Below are 18,612 nucleotides of genomic sequence, written 5' to 3'. Positions count from 1 at the left end.
CAAGTGCTAAATTTCGACATAAAAAAACGGCGCCATAAGCGCCATTTTTGGTTAATTTAAAGCCTTTTTAGCAGTTTCTGCTAATTTTGCAAAGGTCTTTGAATCGTTATAAGCAATATCAGCTAACATCTTACGGTTAATATCAACACCAGCTAATTTCAAGCCGTGCATTAACTTAGAATATGAAATATCATTTTGTCTTGCTGCAGCATTGATTCTGGCAATCCATAACTTTCTGAAGTCGCTCTTGCGTCTTCTTCTGTCACGAAATGCATATCTGTAAGATACAAATAACTGTGTACTTGCAGCCTTAAATTGCATATGCTTTGCGCCACGGTACCCCTTGGCAAGCTTCATAATCTTTTTACGACGTTTACGTGTAACTGTTCCACCCTTAACTCTTGGCATCTAAAATTCCTCCTAAATATCGTTTTATGTATTGATTAACGCATTTGAGAGAGCATCTGTTTGATGCGCTTCAAGTCGCTGCGTGAAACCATTGCAGCCTTTCTCAAATGACGACGTTGTTTCTTAGTCTTGCCGTGGAAACGGTGGCCGGTAAAAGCGTGATGACGCTTTAATTGACCAGAAGCAGTTCTCTTAAAACGCTTAGCAGAAGCGCGGTGGGTTTTCATTTTTGGCATTTTTCTAATTCCTCCAAATTAACTAATTATTTTTGTCACTCTTCGGAGCGAGCATTAAGAACATTGAACGGCCTTCCATCTTGGGTTTGCTAATTACAGTAGCAATATCTGATGTGGCTTCAGCCATTTTTTCCAACACTTCACGACCTAGTTCCTTATGAGTGATTGCTCGACCTCTGAATCTGATCGAAACGCGGACCTTAGCACCTTCCTTGGTGATAAACTTACGCGCATGTTTTAACTTAGTGTTAAAATCGTTACCCTCAATCGTTGGACTTAGGCGAATTTCTTTTACACTAACCGTCTTAGACTTTTTCCGAGATTCTTTAACTTTCTTTTGTTGCTGAAAACGGTATTTACCATAGTCCATGATACGAGCAACAGGTGGCTTGGCATTAGGCGAAATTAGAACTAAATCTAAATTTGCAACACTTGCTTGGCGTAAAGCCTCAGTTTTAGTAACAACACCAACTTGTTCACCATCTTCATTAATTAAACGAACTTCGCGAGCGCGAATTTGATCGTTCAATATCAAATTCCTTGGAATAATTCTTCACCTCCGTGTTAATCTGAGGACAAGAAAAAGACGGGTAAACTTTACCCGCCCTTAATCAACAGAAAATATCGATCAGCCTAGAGGTTAACTTAACTTAGGCGAGAAGCGGGAAGCTTCTTCTTGTTCTCAACTTTCGTAATTATACTCGTCTTTTGCAAATGTGTCAATAAGATGAGTTTTTAATACTTTGATTTATGCTAAATGTTTATTAAGCCTATTACCAATAGCTGATAAAGTAAAGCAAACAATAAAGTACAAAAGTGTTAAGGCCGCAAACATTGGGACGATATAATTGGCATTTTGACCATAAATAACCTGTGCGTGTTGCATTAGTTCAGGTACAACAATGATAGTAGCTAAAGATGTGTCCTTAATTAAGGATACAAACTGTCCAATAATAGTAGGAATCATATGACGATATGCCTGCGGCAAAACAACATGCCATAATGCCTGCACGAATGTCATTCCTGTGGATCTGGCACCTTCAATTTGACCCACAGCAACTGACTGAATACCTGAGCGCACAATTTCAGCGATCATACTGGATTCAAAGATTGTCATTGCAATAATCGCCGACAAAATTGCTCCTGGTCTCAAACCAATATTTGGTAAACCAAAATAGGTAAAGAAGATAATCAATAATAAAGGTAAGTTTCTCACAATGTCAATAATGAAACCAACAATTGCCGAAATAAATTTAATTTTTGCATAGCGAATTATTCCCAGAATCGATCCTAAAATGAAACTTAACACGATTGCAAAAACTGAAATAAATAATGTGACTGCTAACCCCTTTAATAGAAAACCAAAGTTTAACCATGATAGGGCATTAATCCATGTTTGCATTTTAGTCGCCTCCCTACGCCATTTTCTTTTCTAGATATTGCATATAATAACTTAACGGCATAGTAATTATTAAATATAGCACACCGATTACAAAATAACTGTTAAAAGTATCAAAAGTCACAGAAGCAATTGCATTAGCCTGGTACATTAAATCAAAACCAGCCACAAAAGCTAAAATAGACGAATCTTTTATTAAATTGACAAATTGATTTCCTAATGGTGGAATGACAATTTTAAAAGCCTGAGGTAAAATCACATAACGCATAGCTTGCTTATAAGTCATCCCCGTAGATCTGGCACCTTCCATCTGACCTTGTGAAACAGACTGAATGCCTGAACGGATTATTTCAGCAATAAATGCTGAAGTATACAAGAACAAGCCGATTGTACCTGCAGTAAAGCCGTCTATTTTGACAAAATATTTCGGAACTATTAAGTAAAAGAACATTACTATAATCAATAGTGGGATATTACGAAAAATCTCAACGTAAATTCTACCGATTTTATTTGCCGCTTTATTAGGAATAACCTCTAAAAGAGCTAATAAAACTCCAAAAATTAGGCTAAATACTAATGTTAACAAGCTTGATAAAATAGTCCAGCCGAATCCTGAAAATAGTTGACTACTAAAATTATTGAAGATACGAATCATTTTATATACATCTCCTTATAGTTAAAACCAGGAACTTGACCGAACCACTTTTTAATTAAGCGATTGTATTCTCCACTTTTTTGAATTTTATCAATCGCCCTATTAATAGCTCTGTGAAAAGGTTCTTGATTTTTATTGACCGCAATACCATAAGGTTCTTTAGTATAAGTTCCTCCAGTTACTTCAAGGCTGTCTGGACTTTGTGCCGCTAAACCATATAAAATACCATTATCACTAGTCAAAGCATCGCCTTGATGCGATTTCAAAGCTGATACAGCTTGACCATAATCTTGCATAGCGACAACTTTTGCTCTGGGAGCAACTTTCTTTACTGCCTCAACAGAGTTATCGCCAACAATACCGATTACAGTTTTGCCATTGAGATCACTGGGCTTTTTAATCTTTGACCCTTTAGGGACAAGAAAGGATTTACCGGCCTGAAAATATGGTTTAGAAAAACTAATTACTTGAGCTCTTTCAGGAGTAATTGTCAAAGTAGCGATTACAGCGTCAACGTTGCCATTTTTTAATAAAGGTATTCTCGACTGTGAAGTGGCAAGAGTAAAACGAGCCTGCCCTTTTGGACCTAAAATTTCTCTGGTAACAGCTTTGGCCATATCAATATCGAAACCCTTTTCTTGATCATCTCTAATATCGATTAGACTAAAAAGTTTTTTGTCACCTTCAACGGCCCAAGTAATGGTATTAGACGAGCGTACATTTTTCAAAGCTGACTGGTCAGTAACACTGTTGCCACAACCAGATAAAAGGAACATTCCCAAAAATAGCGAGATTGAGCAAATTAATTTTTTCATGATATTGCCCCCCTCTTAATGCGCTATTATCTTGCTTAAAAATTGTTGCGCCCGTTCTGTTTTCGGTTGTTTAAAGAAGGAAGAACTGTCATCATCTTCAACAATTTGACCCTGATCCATAAAGATGACACGGTTAGCTACTTCCTTAGCAAAGCCCATTTCGTGGGTCACGATCAAGGAAGTCATATCGCTAGAAGAAGTAATCTTTTTAATTACTTGTAAAACTTCATCAATCATCTCTGGATCAAGTGCTGAAGTTGGTTCATCAAAAAGCAGTAACTTGGGATGCATCGCTAAGGAGCGCGCAATCGCCACACGCTGCTTTTGACCACCAGATATTTGGGCTGGCATATTTTGGGCTTTATCAGCCACTCCAACCATATCAAGTAAATGCATTGCCTGCTTTTTATTTTCAGTTTCAGGCATATGACTGACAATTCGTGGTGCCAGCATCACATTTTCCAAAACATTTTTGTTTTTATAAAGATTAAAGTGTTGGAAAACCATACCTACATCTTGGCGCAACCTATTTGAGTCAGTCTTGGGATTGGACAAATCCTGATTATTAACTATCAGCTTTCCACCCTGAATTGACTCTAAGCGGTTTATTGTTCTAATAAGCGTACTCTTACCGGAACCGGAAGGTCCGATTAAAACAACAGTTTCGCCTTTATCGATTTGTAAATTAATACTATGCAACGCGTGAAATTTGCCATAAAATTTCTGCACGTCATGAAATTCTACCATTGACATAATTAATGCTCCTTTTTAGCAGTCTTAATTCAACTATTTAAACCAAGCTTTTTTTAGCAATTGATTAATTAATCAAAAGTGCATCCCGTCAACACTACATTTTGTTACTCGACGTGCAAATTTTAGCGGTTTTTATATTTAAGGTCTAAGTTATCAAATTATTCCTGCAATCTATTAAATTAAACTTGTCTTTACTATTTCTTACTCGATTATTCTTCACGTGAATATGATTTAACATCCTGCTTAATTTCACTGATAAATTCGTCAAAACTCTTGGCTACTTCTTCTTCAGTGCCGTAGCGACGAACATTTACACCATTGTCCTTTAATTCCTTGTCACCTAAAACAAGAGTATATGGTACTTTTTGTGTTTGTGACTCACGAATCTTGTAACCTAATTTTTCATTACGCAGATCTGCTTCAGCCCTAAAGCCACGTTTATTTAGTTCGTCGCGAACTTTTTTGGCGTAATCTGAATGGGCATCCAAATTTACTGGGATCACTTCTACTTGAACTGGAGCCAGCCAAGTTGGAAAAGCACCTTTGTAAATCTCAATCAGGTAAGCTATGAAACGCTCCATAGTACCAACAATTCCTCTATGAATCATAACTGGTCGGTGCTCTTCACCATCTTGACCAACATAGGTTAAGTTAAATCTTTCAGGCAACATGAAGTCTAGTTGAATTGTGGACATTGTTTCATCTGCACCTAAAGCAGTCTTGGTTTGAATATCTAGTTTTGGACCGTAGAATGCGGCTTCACCTTCGGCTTCGACATAGTCAAGTCCCATATCGTCCATAGCCTTTTTCAGCATTGACTGACTTCTTTCCCACATTTCATCGTTAGCAAAATACTTTTTAGTATTGTTTGGATCACGATAGGAAAGTCTGAAGTAGTAATCAGTGATGTCAAAGTCTTTGTAAACATCTAAAATTAGAGTCAAGATTTTTGAGAATTCACTTTGAACTTGATCTAAAGTCACAAATGTATGACCGTCATTTAAAGTCATTTCCCGTACACGTTGCAGTCCTGACAGAGCACCAGATTTTTCATATCTGTGCATCATACCTAGTTCTGCAATCCTAATTGGGAGCTCGCGGTATGAACGAATGTGATGTTTGTAAATTTGAATGTGGGAAGGACAATTCATTGGTCGCAGTTCAAGCATCTCACCGTCACCCATATCCATTGGTGGAAACATATCATCACGATAGTGTGCCCAGTGGCCTGAAGTCTTATAAGCATCCACGTTCATTAAAACTGGAGTATAAACGTGTTGGTAGCCGTCAGCGACTTCTTTATCGATAATGTAGCGTTCTACTACCCGGCGAATTGTGGCACCTTTGGGCATCCAGTATGGTAAACCAGCACCAACTTTTGGATCAACAAAGAATAAATCAAGATCACGACCAATTGTTCTATGATCACGTTCTTTAATTTCTTCACGTCTTTTAATGTCCGCATCCAAATCTGCCTTTTTGAAAAATGCTGTACCCGAAATTCTTTGAAGCATAGGATTTGAAGATTGCCCTTTCCAGTAAGCACCGGCAACAGATAACAATTTAAATTGCTTAATTTTACCGGTGTTTGGTAACAATGCGCTAAAACCAAAATCGACAAAATTGCCTAACTTATAAACTTGTACCTGGTCATTTTTTTCAGCTTTAAGCATTTCACTCTTATAAGGATCATCCTTAAAAAGATCAGAAAGCTCGTCTTTAGACATTAAGTTGGATTCAATCTTTTCTCCTGCTTTAATTGCTTTTTTGATTGCTTTTTCCAAGTCAGGTAATTCATTGATTTTTATTTGATTTTCTTTATCAGTGTCAACGTAAAAGCCCTCATCGTCAGATCCATGTTCACCAAAATGAATTTCAGGATAAGCTTTCTTGGCCACGGCTTCAAGAACAAATGCAACGGTATCACGCAAAATTGTTAGACCCTCTTTATCTCTGTCGGTTATAATTGCAACTTCCGCATTTTTGTTCAACTTAAAGTCTAAAGCAACAATTTGACCATCTACTTTTGCACCAAGAGCAGCTTTACCTAAAGATGTACCAATGCTATGTGCTAAATCAGATATTGAAACAGCATCTGTAAAATCTTTTTTTGAGCCGTCAGGCAAAGTAATCGAAAAACTCATTATTTCCTCCAAAATTTTTATAACAAAAAAATCCCAGTGCAATTAAGCACTGGGACGTTAATCAACGTGGTTCCACCCAAAATTTAGTTCAAGAAAATGAACTATCTCGTTATAGATTGTTAACGGAATCTAACCCATTATCAAAATTTAGGTATAAATGATTGGATTGCAAACGCTGATGAAAGCTTCCAGAATACTGCTTTTCTCTCTGAGTTGCATTGCAACATGTTCATTCATTGGTGTTAATTATAACCCAATAATTTTTTAATGCAAGTATATTTTCATAAAATTTGAAAAGTAGAAATTTATGTTCGTCTATTAGGCCCAGAAATAATTACCTCTTTAGCTAAAGCTCGAATTCGTTCCATCAAACGAGCAGCCTTTACAGGTTCAATTGCATTTTTAGTCTCTTTAAAATGATCTTCTAAGTCATTCATAGCAAAGTTCGAGGAAAAAAAAGTGGGCATAGCATTATCCATTCGTGCTTGTAAAATTACTGCTAAAACCTCGTCTCGCGACCATTGGCTCAAATTTTCAGCACCAATATCATCTAATACTAAAAAATCAGCGTTAGCAATCTTTTGTACTTCATTTTGCAAACTGTTGTCATTAAAATGACTGGACAAACTGGCAATGAATGTAGGCACGTGCAGAAACACAACATACTTATTCATTGCAGCCACTTGATTCGCCAATCCTGCCAAAATATATGTCTTGCCAACGCCAAAATTCCCAGCTAAATATAAACCCTTTTGGTGAATATCACGCGAATATTGATATAAAAACTGCTGAATAGCTGTCATTACTTCAACTCTTTCGGATGTCATATCTATCCGACTTAATCGTACATCATGCAATTTTTCAGGTAAATTAATTAAACGCAAGTGCTTTTTTATATTAATTTCATGGTCATGAATCAGTTTACTATCTTCAGGAACAAATTTAAGACTAATGGCATTTTTATTCATTATCAAATCCGGATAATATCCTTTGGTCACCGGATCTTTTTTATGTTGGCTCAGATAAAACTCAAAAAGACTGGGAAGGCTTTTATCAATTATACTGTCAGTGAGTTGTTCTTGATGTTGTTTAATAAATTGATTTATCTTGGGATCAGCTAATACCTTCTTTTTAATTGAGTCAGTACTTTCTTCTTCCACATTTTTGGTTTTATCAATAATTTTTTTAATGGGTTGCATATCACTACACCTACTTCATGCCATTCTTATCTTCTAACTTTTTAAAAAAATTTTCCAATTCACTCGAAGAAAGATTAGATTTTTCCGATATAGTTCTTGATTTTCTACTATCCCAATCAATATTTTTTTCGATCTTTTTTTTGTTTCCAGATCGTTGCTTAAATTGATTTCTTCTCATCTCTCGCCTTTGTTCTTGGGCCTTTTTTCTCTTTGCCATATAATCTAAGGCCTGAGCACCAGTTTTAACACCATGTTGCAGCCAATCATGCAAAATTTTGTTTGCTAAGCGAAAAGAAATGTTGGGACCGCTTTTTAAACAAGCATATGTCAGAATATTAAGTAATTCCGCTGATATTCCCTTGTCATTATATAGACTGTCTAACACTTGATTTTCACTCGCATCAACATAATCATTTTTCTCAGTTTTTAAATGATACAAAAACTGTGCTGGAGTATCAGCCTGTGCTTTCTGCAATAGCTTTTGTTCTTCTTGATTTAATTGACTATTACTCTCATCAAATTTGTCGGGTATTTTAGCCCTGCTTTGCAAATGCCTGCGAGTATCGCTGCCATGAATGCTGTTTGCAATAGTTTGCTTTATTTCTCGCATATTTAAATGATAGTCACCATGCAAGCATGGTATTGCCTCATCGACAAATTCCTGTTCTGAAAGCCCGTATATACGCATAACAGCTCGAATAGCTTCTCTATTCTGATCAATTTCGCTGCCAGCAATTTGATAAATTTCAAATTGCTGTTTCATAAAATCCCAGTCAATATTATCTTGATCATTGACAGTAGCATAATCGCTCGCAGAATAATTATTCTCTCGAGCAGCTTCTTTGACCTCAATTGAAGGATCTATTGCTTCTTGATCGGATAAATGGAAAACATCCATAAAGGAAGCAGAAATATTGGGTGCTCCCTTGATGCCACTTAATTCGCTCCGGTTTTGTTTAGCCTCTCTTGCAAACTCGTGACTTAATTTATTAAAAGCAGTTATACCAACTTTTTCTTTTAATAAACTAGCTAAAAGAGCAGTTGAAAAAAATTCACTGCTTGCTGGAACATTTTTAATTTCGAAACACAAAACATGACCCATGATTTGGTTGTCAAGCAGTTTCGTTTGAATCAAACCAACAGCTTCAAGCTTATGCAACGCACCAAATAATTTTTTTATATCACAATCTGTCTGTTCTTGCAAAGTATAGATTCCCTTAGCATCAGAAAGCATTGCCTGTGCATTATAATCTTCATTCAAACTTAAATAGAGAGCTAAAGGAAGAGAACCAATAAGAGGTTGATACAGTTTAATTAATATGCGCAAATCTTTAGGAAAAATATCCACCCTGTTGGTAATGAAAAAAGGCTGTTTGGGATCATTTGTCTCAAACATAATTAATTACCTTTTTCCCTTTTTGCAATCATATCTTCCATTGTTTTCATGAAGCTAGACATATCTTTAAATTCACGATAAATAGAAGCAAAACGAATATAAGCAACATCATCAATTGTTGCCAGCTCATCCATTACTAGTTGACCAATTTTTTTCGAAGAAATCTCGCTAACCCCTTGTTGTCTGATTTTGTTTTCTACATGATCGACTAATTCTTCGAACTGTGTACTTGATATCGGTCGCTTTTGACCTGCTGCCATTACACCATGTAAAATTTTTTTACGATTAAAGGGTTCGCGAGTACCATCATTTTTAATTACCAATAAAGGAGTAGTTTCAACTCTTTCAAACGTGGTAAAACGATAGCCACAGTTTTCACATTCACGCCTGCGTCTGATTGCGCGATTTTCATCACTGGGTCGTGAATCAATGACTTTTGAGGCATTTTTATGACAATTAGGACATTCCATATAAGTCCTCCCCTTTTATGTTAAGAAGCAATCTTTCTAATTTTGATTTCAAATCTTGTTTTGTACCAGTATTATTAATTACAAAATCAGCCAATTTTTCTTTCTGGGACAAAGGCATTTGACTGCGAATACGCTTCAAGGCAGCACGCTCACTCAATTGATCCCTTAACATTAGCCTTTTCATTTGCAGTGATTCCGGTATTGCAATTAATAAGGTAAAATCGCAATATTTTTGACCATTTGATTCAAACAAAACTGGTGCATCTACAACAACCAAAGAATTTTTGTTCATGTTGTTTAGCGCAATTTTAGCTTGTATTTCTTGAAAAATCAATGGATGGGTAATTGCATTTAAAGCTTCGAGTTGTTTTTTATCGTTAAAAACAATCTGTCCTAGCTCTGAACGATTGATTGATCGATCTGACTTAAGAATGCTTGTACCAAAATGTTTTAAAACCAGTTCATAGCCCTTTTCGTCCCTATTTAAAATATCGTGAGCAATTTGATCGCAGTCTATAACCGGTATTTGTTTTTCTCTAAAAAAAACATCTGCAGTACTTTTACCACTTGCTATCCCACCGGTTAAGCCTAAAATCTTTGTCATTTGTAAATCACCTGACATTTAGGGCAAAAAGTAGTTCCTCGTCCGTTTACCTTAATTTTCTCAAGAGGTGTGCCACAACGCACACAAGGCTCGCCTTTATGTCCATATACTTGCAACATTTTTTGAAAACCTCCTGTCTTCCCGTTCGCATCCAGATAGGTATGAATTGTAGTACCTCTTTCAGCAATTGCCAATTCTATTAACGAATTAATATTGTCGTGCAGTTGCGATATCTTTTCTGCTGGAATAGTATTGGCTTGACTTAACGGGTGAATTTTTGTTTCCCACAAAACCTCGTCAACATAGATATTGCCCAAACCTGCAACAATAGATTGGTCAAGGAGTGTGTTTTTAATATTTTTCTTTTTACGTGCTAAACCATTTTGTAAATAGGAAACAGTAAAAGCTGCTGAATTAGGTTCAACACCTAATTTGCCAATACCAGTCTTTTCCCTTTCAGTCCCCGTCTTAATCAGCTGCATTCGGCCAAACTTACGCACATCATTATAGCGCAATGCTGAATTATCTTGAAAAACAATTTGCACGTGGTCGTGTTTGTCCTTTTTAGTATTTATTTTGACTAAACGATACTTACCTTCCATGCGTAAATGAGACACTATTGTTAAATTGTTACTAAGACGAATAAGCAAATATTTAGCATAACGATCTATATTTTCTATCTTTTTTCCAGTTAATTGTCTTGCAAATTCTTTAGCATCTCCGGTAATAATTTTTGGGTACCATACAGTTACTTCTTTTATTGTTTTCCCTTTGATAAGAGGAAGAAGTGTTCGCCTAACAGTTTCAACTTCCGGCATTTCAGGCATTAAAATTGCTCCTTATTTCGCATCAAACCAGTTGTGGCCATATCCAGAATCTGCTACAAGAGGTATATCAAGTCTTACAGCGGATTGCATAACTTCAGGCACAATTTTTTTGATTGTTTCTAATTCATCTTTTGGTACATCAAAAATCAATTCATCATGAACCTGGACTACCATTTTTGTCTTGAGATGCATGTCATCCAATTTTTTCTGCATGTTAATCATTGCTATTTTAATAATATCTGCAGCTGAACCTTGAATAGGGGAATTGATAGCTGTTCTTTCGGCAAAAGAACGGACATTGTAATTTTTGGCATGAATATCTGGTAAATAACGTCTTCTGTGCATAATTGTTTCCGCATAGCCTTTTTCACGTGCCACTTGCACAGCTTTATTCATATACTCTTTAACTTGTGGATATTGTTCAAAGTAATTGTCAATAAATTCCTTTGCCTGTTTTCTGCTAATATTAAGATTCTTAGACAAGCCATAATCAGAAATGCCATAAACTATACCGAAATTAACTGCCTTAGCTCTGCGGCGCATTAGCGGAGTCACATCATCGGTTGACTTAAGATGAAAAATACGCATTGCGGTGTGAGCATGAATATCATAACCTGTTCTAAAGGCTTCCTGCATCTGTTCATCACCAGAAACTTGCGCTAGAACCCGCAATTCAATTTGAGAATAATCACATGAAAAAATATAGCCGTCAGGTTCGCTAGGCACAAAAGCTTTTCTAATTTGCTTGCCCTCTTCTGTCCTAGTTGGAATATTTTGTAAATTAGGGTCGACTGAGGACAAACGGCCTGTTGCAGTTAACGTTTGTAAGTACCTGGTATGAACGCGACCATCTTTTTGGATAACATCTAATAAACCATTAACATAGGTAGATTGGATTTTAGCAATTTGCCGGTAAGTCAGTATTTGTCCAATAATTGGGTTTTCATCTTTTAACTGATTTAAAACATCAACAGATGTTGAATAACCAGTCTTAGTCTTTTTAATTGGTTTTAAGCCCATTTTTTCGAACAAAATATGGCCTAATTGTTTTGGAGAATTAATATTAAATTCTTCACCAGCTTCGTCATAGATTTGTTGTTCCATTTTCTTAAGGTCAACAGCAAACTCATCTTGCAGCTCAGTTAAGGTTTTAGCTTGCACCTTAATACCATTTATTTCCATGACAGATAAAACTCTTGCAACTGGTATTTCAATGTTGGCATAAAGATCATCCTGCTCGTGTTCTTTTAGTTTTGCCAGTAATGTATCTTTTAGATTTTCTATTGCCTCAATTTTACCAGCTAGATGGTTAAACAAAACTTGATCATTTTCTGGTATATGAACGCTTTTACCTTTACCGTATACTTCATAATCGCTTTTTACAGAATTATCGCCGTACATCCGGCATATTTCACCCATATCGTCTGAATTATTTTCATTATTAATCAAATATGAAGCAAGAAGCATGTCATAGTCAATGCCACGAGCGTGAATACCCAAACGATTCAACCCAACTGTTGTTCGCTTTAGATCAAACACATTTTTAGTAATTTGCTTATCTTCAAGCATATTTTTAAGTTTAGCTTCTTTTAGCAGTTCAACATTGCGACTAATATATATTTGATTATCTACCTTAATGGCAAAACCGACAAAATCAGCTAAATGATAATTAGCACCAAGCATCCCGAGATAAAAAGTAATAGTTTGTCCATCAGTAACAGCAAAATTATTGATGTCATTTTCTTTAAGTTCAGTAAAATCAACTACTTTATCATTTGTTTTTTTAGATTGATCTTGTGGTTGATTTTCTCCGTCGGGATTTAATTCACTCAAGAATTTACGAAAATTCATCTTTTCATAGAATCTGCGCAATTTCTGATAGTCAATAGGACGCCTTTTAACATCATCGATCCCAATAGTTAAAGGAGCATGACGATCAATAGTAGCTAATTTTTTGCCTAAAAGAGCCTTATCTTTATCATTAATCAAATTTTCCTTCATTTTAGAAGGTTTCATTTCATCGATATGATCATACAAATTTTCTACTGAACCATATTCTTGGATAAGCTGTGATGCCTTTTTAGGTCCAATTTTAGTTACACCGGGGTAATTATCAGAATTGTCACCCATTAATGCCTTCATATCAATAAATTCAGTTGGTGTAACACCATTAACTTTTTTCATGTGTTCAGGTGTGTAAGCTTCTAAGTTTAGTACCCCTGATTTAGTGACCATAACTGTTGTTTGCGGCGATGCCAGCTGAGTCAAATCCTTATCACCTGTAACTACCGTAACTTTAAAGCCTTCTTTTTCACCAATAGTTACGAAAGTTCCTATGATGTCATCGGCTTCATAGTTATCAAGCTCATATGTAGACAAACCCAAGTCATGCAAAAGCTCCTGAATGTATGGCAGTTGCTCAGATAATTCTGAGGGAGTCTTTTGTCTGCCACCTTTGTAGTCAGCGTACATCTTATTTCTAAAGGTAGTTTTACCTGCATCAAAAGCAACCAAAACATGATCTGGTTCGACATCATTTAAGACGACATCAAGCATATTTTTAAATGTATAAATGGCATTAGTATGCAATCCTTCAGGATTTCTGAAATTTTCAAGTTGGCGATATAGTGCGTAAAAGGCACGGAAGGCAACTGAATTACCGTCAATTAAAAGTAATTTTTTATCAGCCATTAGATCTCCTTACAATTAAACCAATTTTCTTTATTCAACTACCATTTTAACAGTTTTTGCACGGATCTTGCACAATACTGTTTTTATAACAAACAGGTTAAATTTCGTTTATCAACTTCAAATTAACAACTTACTTTTCGCTTATTACGCTTTTTGTATAGGATTTTTAGAACTTTCTTTAAACAAAAACATCAAACTCCTGTTAAGTTTGATGTTTTTATATCAAATAACTTTTATATTTTAGTCACGGACAAATAATCTTTGTTTCTTTAGCAATCTGAGAATCATTATCATTAGAAATTAGGATTGCGTCTTTTAATTCTAGAGCCTGAACATTTGAAGATACGCCAAATTTGCTAGAATCAGCTAATATAAAAGATTGTGAAGTTCTTTTTGCAATCAGTTGTTTTTTTATTGCTTCGTCAAATTGTGGTGTTGTGTATCCATTATTAATGTCAACACCATTCATTCCAAAAAATGCTTTATCAAAACGAAGCCTGGATAGTAAATCGTTAGTCAATGCGCCAGTAAGTGAAGAAGTGACGCCGTTATAATTGCCACCTATTAAAACTATTTCAGCTTTAAAATTACCAACAATATGGCATACTTGTGTATTCGTAGTATAAATTGTGATCCGTTTATTTTTTATTTTATCAAGCAACAGAGTACATGTTGTACCTGAATCCACATATATTGCATTGCTATCGTGAATCTCTTGGGCAGCTAAAGCAGCAATTTGCTTTTTCTCTTTTTGGTATTTATGTTCCTTTTTTGTGAATTCGACTTCTCCAGAACCGTCACTTAGCCTAACAGCCCCGCCGAATAAATACTCAATTTTTCCTTCATCTTCTAATGTTTTGATATCTCTTCTCAAAGTTGAAATAGATACATTGGGTATTTGGTTATGAAGTTCATCCAGTTTGCTCAAATTTTTGTTTTCTAAAATTTTTAAGATTTGATTTTGTCTTTCGATCGGAAGCAATTTATTCTCTTCTCCTTATATACATAAGTGTTTTGCTTCCTTAATTATAACCCATCTAACTTTATTTTAAGCAAGACGCTCATCTTTTTTGGTAACAATAAAGCCAAGAATGATTCCGACAATTACAGAAATACCCAATCCTATCATCGCATTTAAGAAGTTATTGCTATTTTTAGCTACAAAAGCCGGAAAAGTTGTTACTGAACCAAAAACAAATGCGTTTGTAAATACCTTTGTTAGTCCTAAATAAGCTCCGCCAACTGCACCAGCAATCATTTGTGCTGCCCATATTTTTCTGTTTTTTACCAGTAAACCAAATAATGTTGGTTCTATTATTGCAGAAAGGCAAATCGTTATTACTCCAGTTAAAGAAAAACTCTTTAGCTCTTTATTACGTGTTTTAAGCCAAACTCCTATAGCAGCTCCAATAACACCAAAATTGCAGGCAAAGGTTAATGGACAAATAAAATCAAAGCCTTGTGTAGCAATATTATTAATCATTATTGGATTTACAGCCCAATGAATTCCAAAAGATACAAGGAAACTCCATCCACCACCAACGACTACTCCAGCAAGCAGTGGTACATTTTTAATTAACCAATTAACAACATCTGCAACAAATTGACCACCATATACACCGAGTGGGCCGATAACAATTACGGTCAGAGGCACCATAACTAAAAGACAAACAAGTGGCACAACCACAAGCTCCAAATCTTTACTGACGTGTTTATCTAACCACTTATACAAATATGAATAAGCCCAGATAGAAATTAAAATTGGAACTACTGTTGAATTGTAATTCATTAAAACAACTGGAATACCCAAGAATGAAGTCATTGCACCATTTCCATGGGTACCCATTAATTGAATGAAATCTGGATATAAAAGTGCGCCAGCGATTAGTGCAGCAATGTAAGGGCTGACTTTAAATCTTCGTGCAGCCGAAAAAGCTAACAGAATGGGCAAAAAGTAAAATACGGCTTTTGAGGCTGCAGTCAAGATGACAAAAGTACCGCTTTTCTGACTTATCCAGCCTACTTGGCTGCAGAACAAAAGTAAGCCATATAAAATTCCCGACCCTGCAAGAGCGGGAAGCAGTGGTGAAAAAATACCTGCAATTGCCGCAAATAAGGCATTGACATATCCTTTAAATCCATGAGGTTTGATTTGCGTACTAACTTCATTATCAGTACTACCATTGACAAGCTTTTCAAATTCATCAAATACTTTCGGTACTTCAAGTCCAATTAATACCTGATATTGACCACCGCCCTTTGAAACATTAATTACGCCATCTACTGCCTTCACTTTGGCATCATCAATATTTTCATTTTTTAAATTTAATCTTAACCTAGTTGCACAATGTGTCATATTGGATATATTACTTGGTCCGCCAACGGCATCCAAAATATCTCGTGCTGTTTCTCTGTAATCCATTTTTTTGCCTCCAAAAAAACAATTTCTAAATTAAAGTGGTTATTTTTTTATAAAATCTAACAATAGATCTCTTGCTCTAATTGCATCATTCTCATTAATCACTTTATCTATTTTCTCCATGCCTACTCGGTCAAGGAGATTTAAAAGGTATTTCAACATCTCGATATTCTTACGGGTTTCTTGACTAGGATCTTCTATTACCGGTGCTGTATCAAAATAATACATGCCATCAAAGTGATACTTTTTCATATAATAAAGAAATTCTAAGGTTTTAAATGGAGTGACAGTGCCGACCATTAAACCATCATCATGGACGCCATAGCCGTCATTAATATGAACCCCAAATAACTCGCCACGACTAGCAAAAATTTCAGATCCCATGGCCGGATTTTCATGTTTCATTAGCATGTGACAATAATCTAAAAGCACACCGAAGTTTTTACGGTTGATATCTTTTAAAATCATTCCTAAGGTTCCCATACTGTCTACGAAAGCATAGGCACGAGGCTCATAGGGTTTATATTCAATACTAAATTTAATATCAGGAGCATAATCAGCAATTTCTTGACAAGCTTGGACAATCCTATGCCAAACTTTTAAATAATCAATTTGAAAGCTGTAGTCAAAACCATCATGAGCACTCCAGATATTAATCATTGATCCACCAATTTCTCGGCAATAATCTACTGCTTGTTTACACATTTCAATTGCATCCTGATAGATTTTATCGTTTAAATTTCCGAGATCTCCGTTAAGATAATGACCTTCAAATCTCATTTCCATTCCGTTAGGACGCAAACCATTTTCGTCTAACATTTTCTTCATGTCTCGTGCCGGAATTCCAATAGTCTGTTGGGGAAAATTAATATCTACATAATTAATTCCAACTTTTTTCAGTTCACCAAAAACCTTATCAATCTTATTATCATAATGTGGCAGGTATGCATTTAACCTTGTTGCTGTTTTTATCTCTTTCATCATTTCGTCCTCTTTTCATTTGTTATCGTTTACATTTTTATTATATTTCATTATTTTTCATTAATCAACCATTATTTTTCATTAATTTTAATAATATTTCAAATATTTTCAAAAAGAATACAAATTTTGGGCACAAAAATAGCCTTACTAGAATTCTAGTAAAGCTAAAAAATTAAATTACAGTAACTCTTCTAAAGCATCTTCATATTTCTGAATATCGCCAGCTCCCATAAAGACAATTACGCTATTCTCGTTTTGAGCAAGATCTGCAATGTTATCAAGATCAATTACTTCTGAGCCAGGAATTTTAGCAACTAAATCATCACTTGAAATATCTCCACTTGCCTCCCTGGCAGAAGCATAAATCGGGGTAACATAAGCCTTGTCTACATCGCGCAATATTTTTTCAAAATCTTTAGCATATTTCTTTGTTCTGGAAAAAGTATGTGGTTGAAAAACGACAACTAATTTCTTCTGTGGAAACTTTTGTCGTGCAGCCTGAATTGTTGCTTTCATTTCAGTTGGATGATGAGCGTAATCATCAATAATGTTGATATCACCGAAATCTTTTTCAGAAAAGCGCCGTTTTGCTCCCTTATACGTAAGCAGACCTTTTTTAATATCTACTATAGGAATTTTTTCAGTGTAGGCAACAGCAATCACAGCTGTTGTGTTTAAAATATTGTGGTCCCCAAAAAGATGTATTTGAAATTCACCAATATTTTTACCGTGATTTACGACCGTGAAGCTTGAACCTTTTGTTGTTCTTTTAATATTGACTGCTTGAAAATCATCATTATCTTCAAAACCATAAGTATATTTAGGAATATTAGAATGCAATTTTCTTAGTCTTTCATTACCACCCCAGACAAATAGTCCTTTTTGAGTTTGATTGGCTGCAGTTTGAAAAGCCGAAGTGTAATCAGCCTGATCCTTGAAATAATCCGGATGATCAAAATCAATGTTAGTCATAATTTGATAGTCTGGATGATAGGCTAAGAAATGACGTCGGTATTCATCTGCCTCATAGACGAAGAAGCGAGAATTCTTAACACCCTTGCCCTCACCGTCACCTATTAAATAAGAAGTGGGTGCAGCTTCACCTAATACATGGGCTAAAAGGCCAGTAGTAGACGTTTTGCCATGAGTTCCTGAAACACCAATGCTCGTATGCATTTTGATAATTTCTTCTACTGTATCAGGATAACTTTGCCAGGAAATGTTCTTATTTTCACAAGTTTTTACTTCTATGTTGTCATCTTTAAACGCGTTTCCTTTAACGATGACTTGTCCCGAATCCTTAATATTATTCGCACTAAATTCTCTAACTTCAATACCAGCTTTTTTTAGCGGCTCTTGGGTAAAAGTATACTTTTTAATATCGCTGCCAGCTACATTAAAGCCTAGATCATTTAGCACTAAAGCTAAAGAAGCCATGCCAGTTCCTTTAATTCCGATAAACCAAATTTGCTTATTTTTATCTAACATTTACTGAACTCCAAAATTATATCATTGCATTTTATTTTACCATTACTGAGTCCAAAAAGCAGGACCATCAAGAAATTGCAATCAAATTTTCGCAGTATGGCAAAAAATACTAAAGCAATTGACATTC

At 35.5% G+C, this 18,612-nt stretch carries 18 protein-coding genes and 1 other annotated feature; all 18 genes read right to left on the bottom strand.

The features are described from left to right. Positions 1-51: 51 nt before the first annotated feature. The 18 genes from rplT to murC all read right to left on the bottom strand — a co-directional run bounded on the left by rplT (position 52) and on the right by murC (position 18,485). Positions 52-408, bottom strand: coding sequence for a 50S ribosomal protein L20 (rplT, locus tag H3U49_RS00665; protein ID WP_034980161.1), 357 nt, complete (start codon positions 406-408; stop codon positions 52-54). Between the two features lie 35 nt (positions 409-443). Continuing rightward, positions 444-644, bottom strand: a complete 201-nt coding sequence (gene rpmI, locus H3U49_RS00660; RefSeq protein ID WP_034980158.1) for a 50S ribosomal protein L35 — start codon at positions 642-644, stop codon at positions 444-446. Between the two features lie 22 nt (positions 645-666). Further along, positions 667-1,179, bottom strand: a complete 513-nt coding sequence (gene infC, locus H3U49_RS00655) for a translation initiation factor IF-3 (protein ID WP_034980154.1) — start codon at positions 1,177-1,179, stop codon at positions 667-669. A 37-nt stretch (positions 1,180-1,216) separates the two neighbouring features. Further along, positions 1,217-1,328, bottom strand: a sequence feature (ribosomal protein L20 leader region). Positions 1,329-1,392: 64 nt separating this feature from the next. Next, positions 1,393-2,046 carry an amino acid ABC transporter permease gene (locus H3U49_RS00650; RefSeq protein ID WP_198178853.1) on the bottom strand — a complete coding sequence of 218 codons (654 nt, stop codon included), beginning with the start codon at positions 2,044-2,046 and terminating at the stop codon, positions 1,393-1,395. Positions 2,047-2,059: 13 nt separating this feature from the next. Further along, positions 2,060-2,698: an amino acid ABC transporter permease gene (locus H3U49_RS00645; RefSeq protein ID WP_198178851.1), complete on the bottom strand. Its 639-nt coding sequence runs from the start codon at positions 2,696-2,698 to the stop codon at positions 2,060-2,062. Beyond that, a complete protein-coding gene (locus tag H3U49_RS00640; protein ID WP_198178849.1) occupies positions 2,695-3,513 on the bottom strand; it encodes a transporter substrate-binding domain-containing protein in 819 nt (272 codons plus the stop codon). Before H3U49_RS00640 ends, H3U49_RS00645 begins: the two co-directional genes overlap by 4 nt. Positions 3,514-3,528: 15 nt before the next feature. Continuing rightward, positions 3,529-4,266 carry an amino acid ABC transporter ATP-binding protein gene (locus H3U49_RS00635; RefSeq protein WP_305067086.1) on the bottom strand — a complete coding sequence of 246 codons (738 nt, stop codon included), beginning with the start codon at positions 4,264-4,266 and terminating at the stop codon, positions 3,529-3,531. A gap of 209 nt (positions 4,267-4,475) precedes the next feature. Beyond that, on the bottom strand, positions 4,476-6,410 hold the full coding sequence (gene thrS / locus H3U49_RS00630; protein ID WP_198178847.1) for a threonine--tRNA ligase: 1,935 nt from the start codon (positions 6,408-6,410) through the stop codon (positions 4,476-4,478). Positions 6,411-6,715: 305 nt separating this feature from the next. Continuing rightward, positions 6,716-7,609 carry a primosomal protein DnaI gene (gene dnaI, locus H3U49_RS00625; protein ID WP_198178845.1) on the bottom strand — a complete coding sequence of 298 codons (894 nt, stop codon included), beginning with the start codon at positions 7,607-7,609 and terminating at the stop codon, positions 6,716-6,718. Between the two features lie 10 nt (positions 7,610-7,619). Next, positions 7,620-9,005 (bottom strand): DnaD domain protein, encoded by a 1,386-nt coding sequence (locus H3U49_RS00620; protein WP_198178843.1) that lies wholly within the window; start codon positions 9,003-9,005, stop codon positions 7,620-7,622. A 2-nt stretch (positions 9,006-9,007) separates the two neighbouring features. Beyond that, positions 9,008-9,475: a transcriptional regulator NrdR gene (gene nrdR, locus H3U49_RS00615; protein WP_198178841.1), complete on the bottom strand. Its 468-nt coding sequence runs from the start codon at positions 9,473-9,475 to the stop codon at positions 9,008-9,010. Then, positions 9,462-10,079, bottom strand: coding sequence for a dephospho-CoA kinase (gene coaE, locus H3U49_RS00610; protein WP_198178839.1), 618 nt, complete (start codon positions 10,077-10,079; stop codon positions 9,462-9,464). Before coaE ends, nrdR begins: the two co-directional genes overlap by 14 nt. Next, positions 10,076-10,906: a DNA-formamidopyrimidine glycosylase gene (gene mutM, locus H3U49_RS00605; protein ID WP_198178837.1), complete on the bottom strand. Its 831-nt coding sequence runs from the start codon at positions 10,904-10,906 to the stop codon at positions 10,076-10,078. Before mutM ends, coaE begins: the two co-directional genes overlap by 4 nt. Positions 10,907-10,918: 12 nt before the next feature. Then, complete coding sequence (gene polA / locus H3U49_RS00600; protein WP_198178835.1) at positions 10,919-13,597, bottom strand: DNA polymerase I; 2,679 nt, start codon at positions 13,595-13,597, stop codon at positions 10,919-10,921. Positions 13,598-13,841: 244 nt separating this feature from the next. After that, positions 13,842-14,579: a DeoR/GlpR family DNA-binding transcription regulator gene (locus H3U49_RS00595; RefSeq protein ID WP_045928324.1), complete on the bottom strand. Its 738-nt coding sequence runs from the start codon at positions 14,577-14,579 to the stop codon at positions 13,842-13,844. Between the two features lie 66 nt (positions 14,580-14,645). Then, entirely contained in the window at positions 14,646-16,019 is a 1,374-nt protein-coding gene (locus H3U49_RS00590) for a PTS transporter subunit EIIC (RefSeq protein WP_198178833.1), read from the bottom strand. 39 nt (positions 16,020-16,058) lie between these two features. After that, complete coding sequence (locus H3U49_RS00585; protein ID WP_232347673.1) at positions 16,059-17,000, bottom strand: sugar phosphate isomerase/epimerase; 942 nt, start codon at positions 16,998-17,000, stop codon at positions 16,059-16,061. Between the two features lie 174 nt (positions 17,001-17,174). Further along, entirely contained in the window at positions 17,175-18,485 is a 1,311-nt protein-coding gene (gene murC, locus H3U49_RS00580) for a UDP-N-acetylmuramate--L-alanine ligase (RefSeq protein WP_198178830.1), read from the bottom strand. Positions 18,486-18,612 lie beyond the last annotated feature (127 nt).

Source organism: Lactobacillus sp. W8174 (genome assembly GCF_016100975.1).
GTDB classification, from domain to species: Bacteria; Bacillota; Bacilli; order Lactobacillales; family Lactobacillaceae; genus Lactobacillus; species Lactobacillus juensis.
The sequence above is the reverse complement of the archived record's forward strand: the minus strand, read 5'-3'. Positions and strand labels throughout refer to the sequence as shown.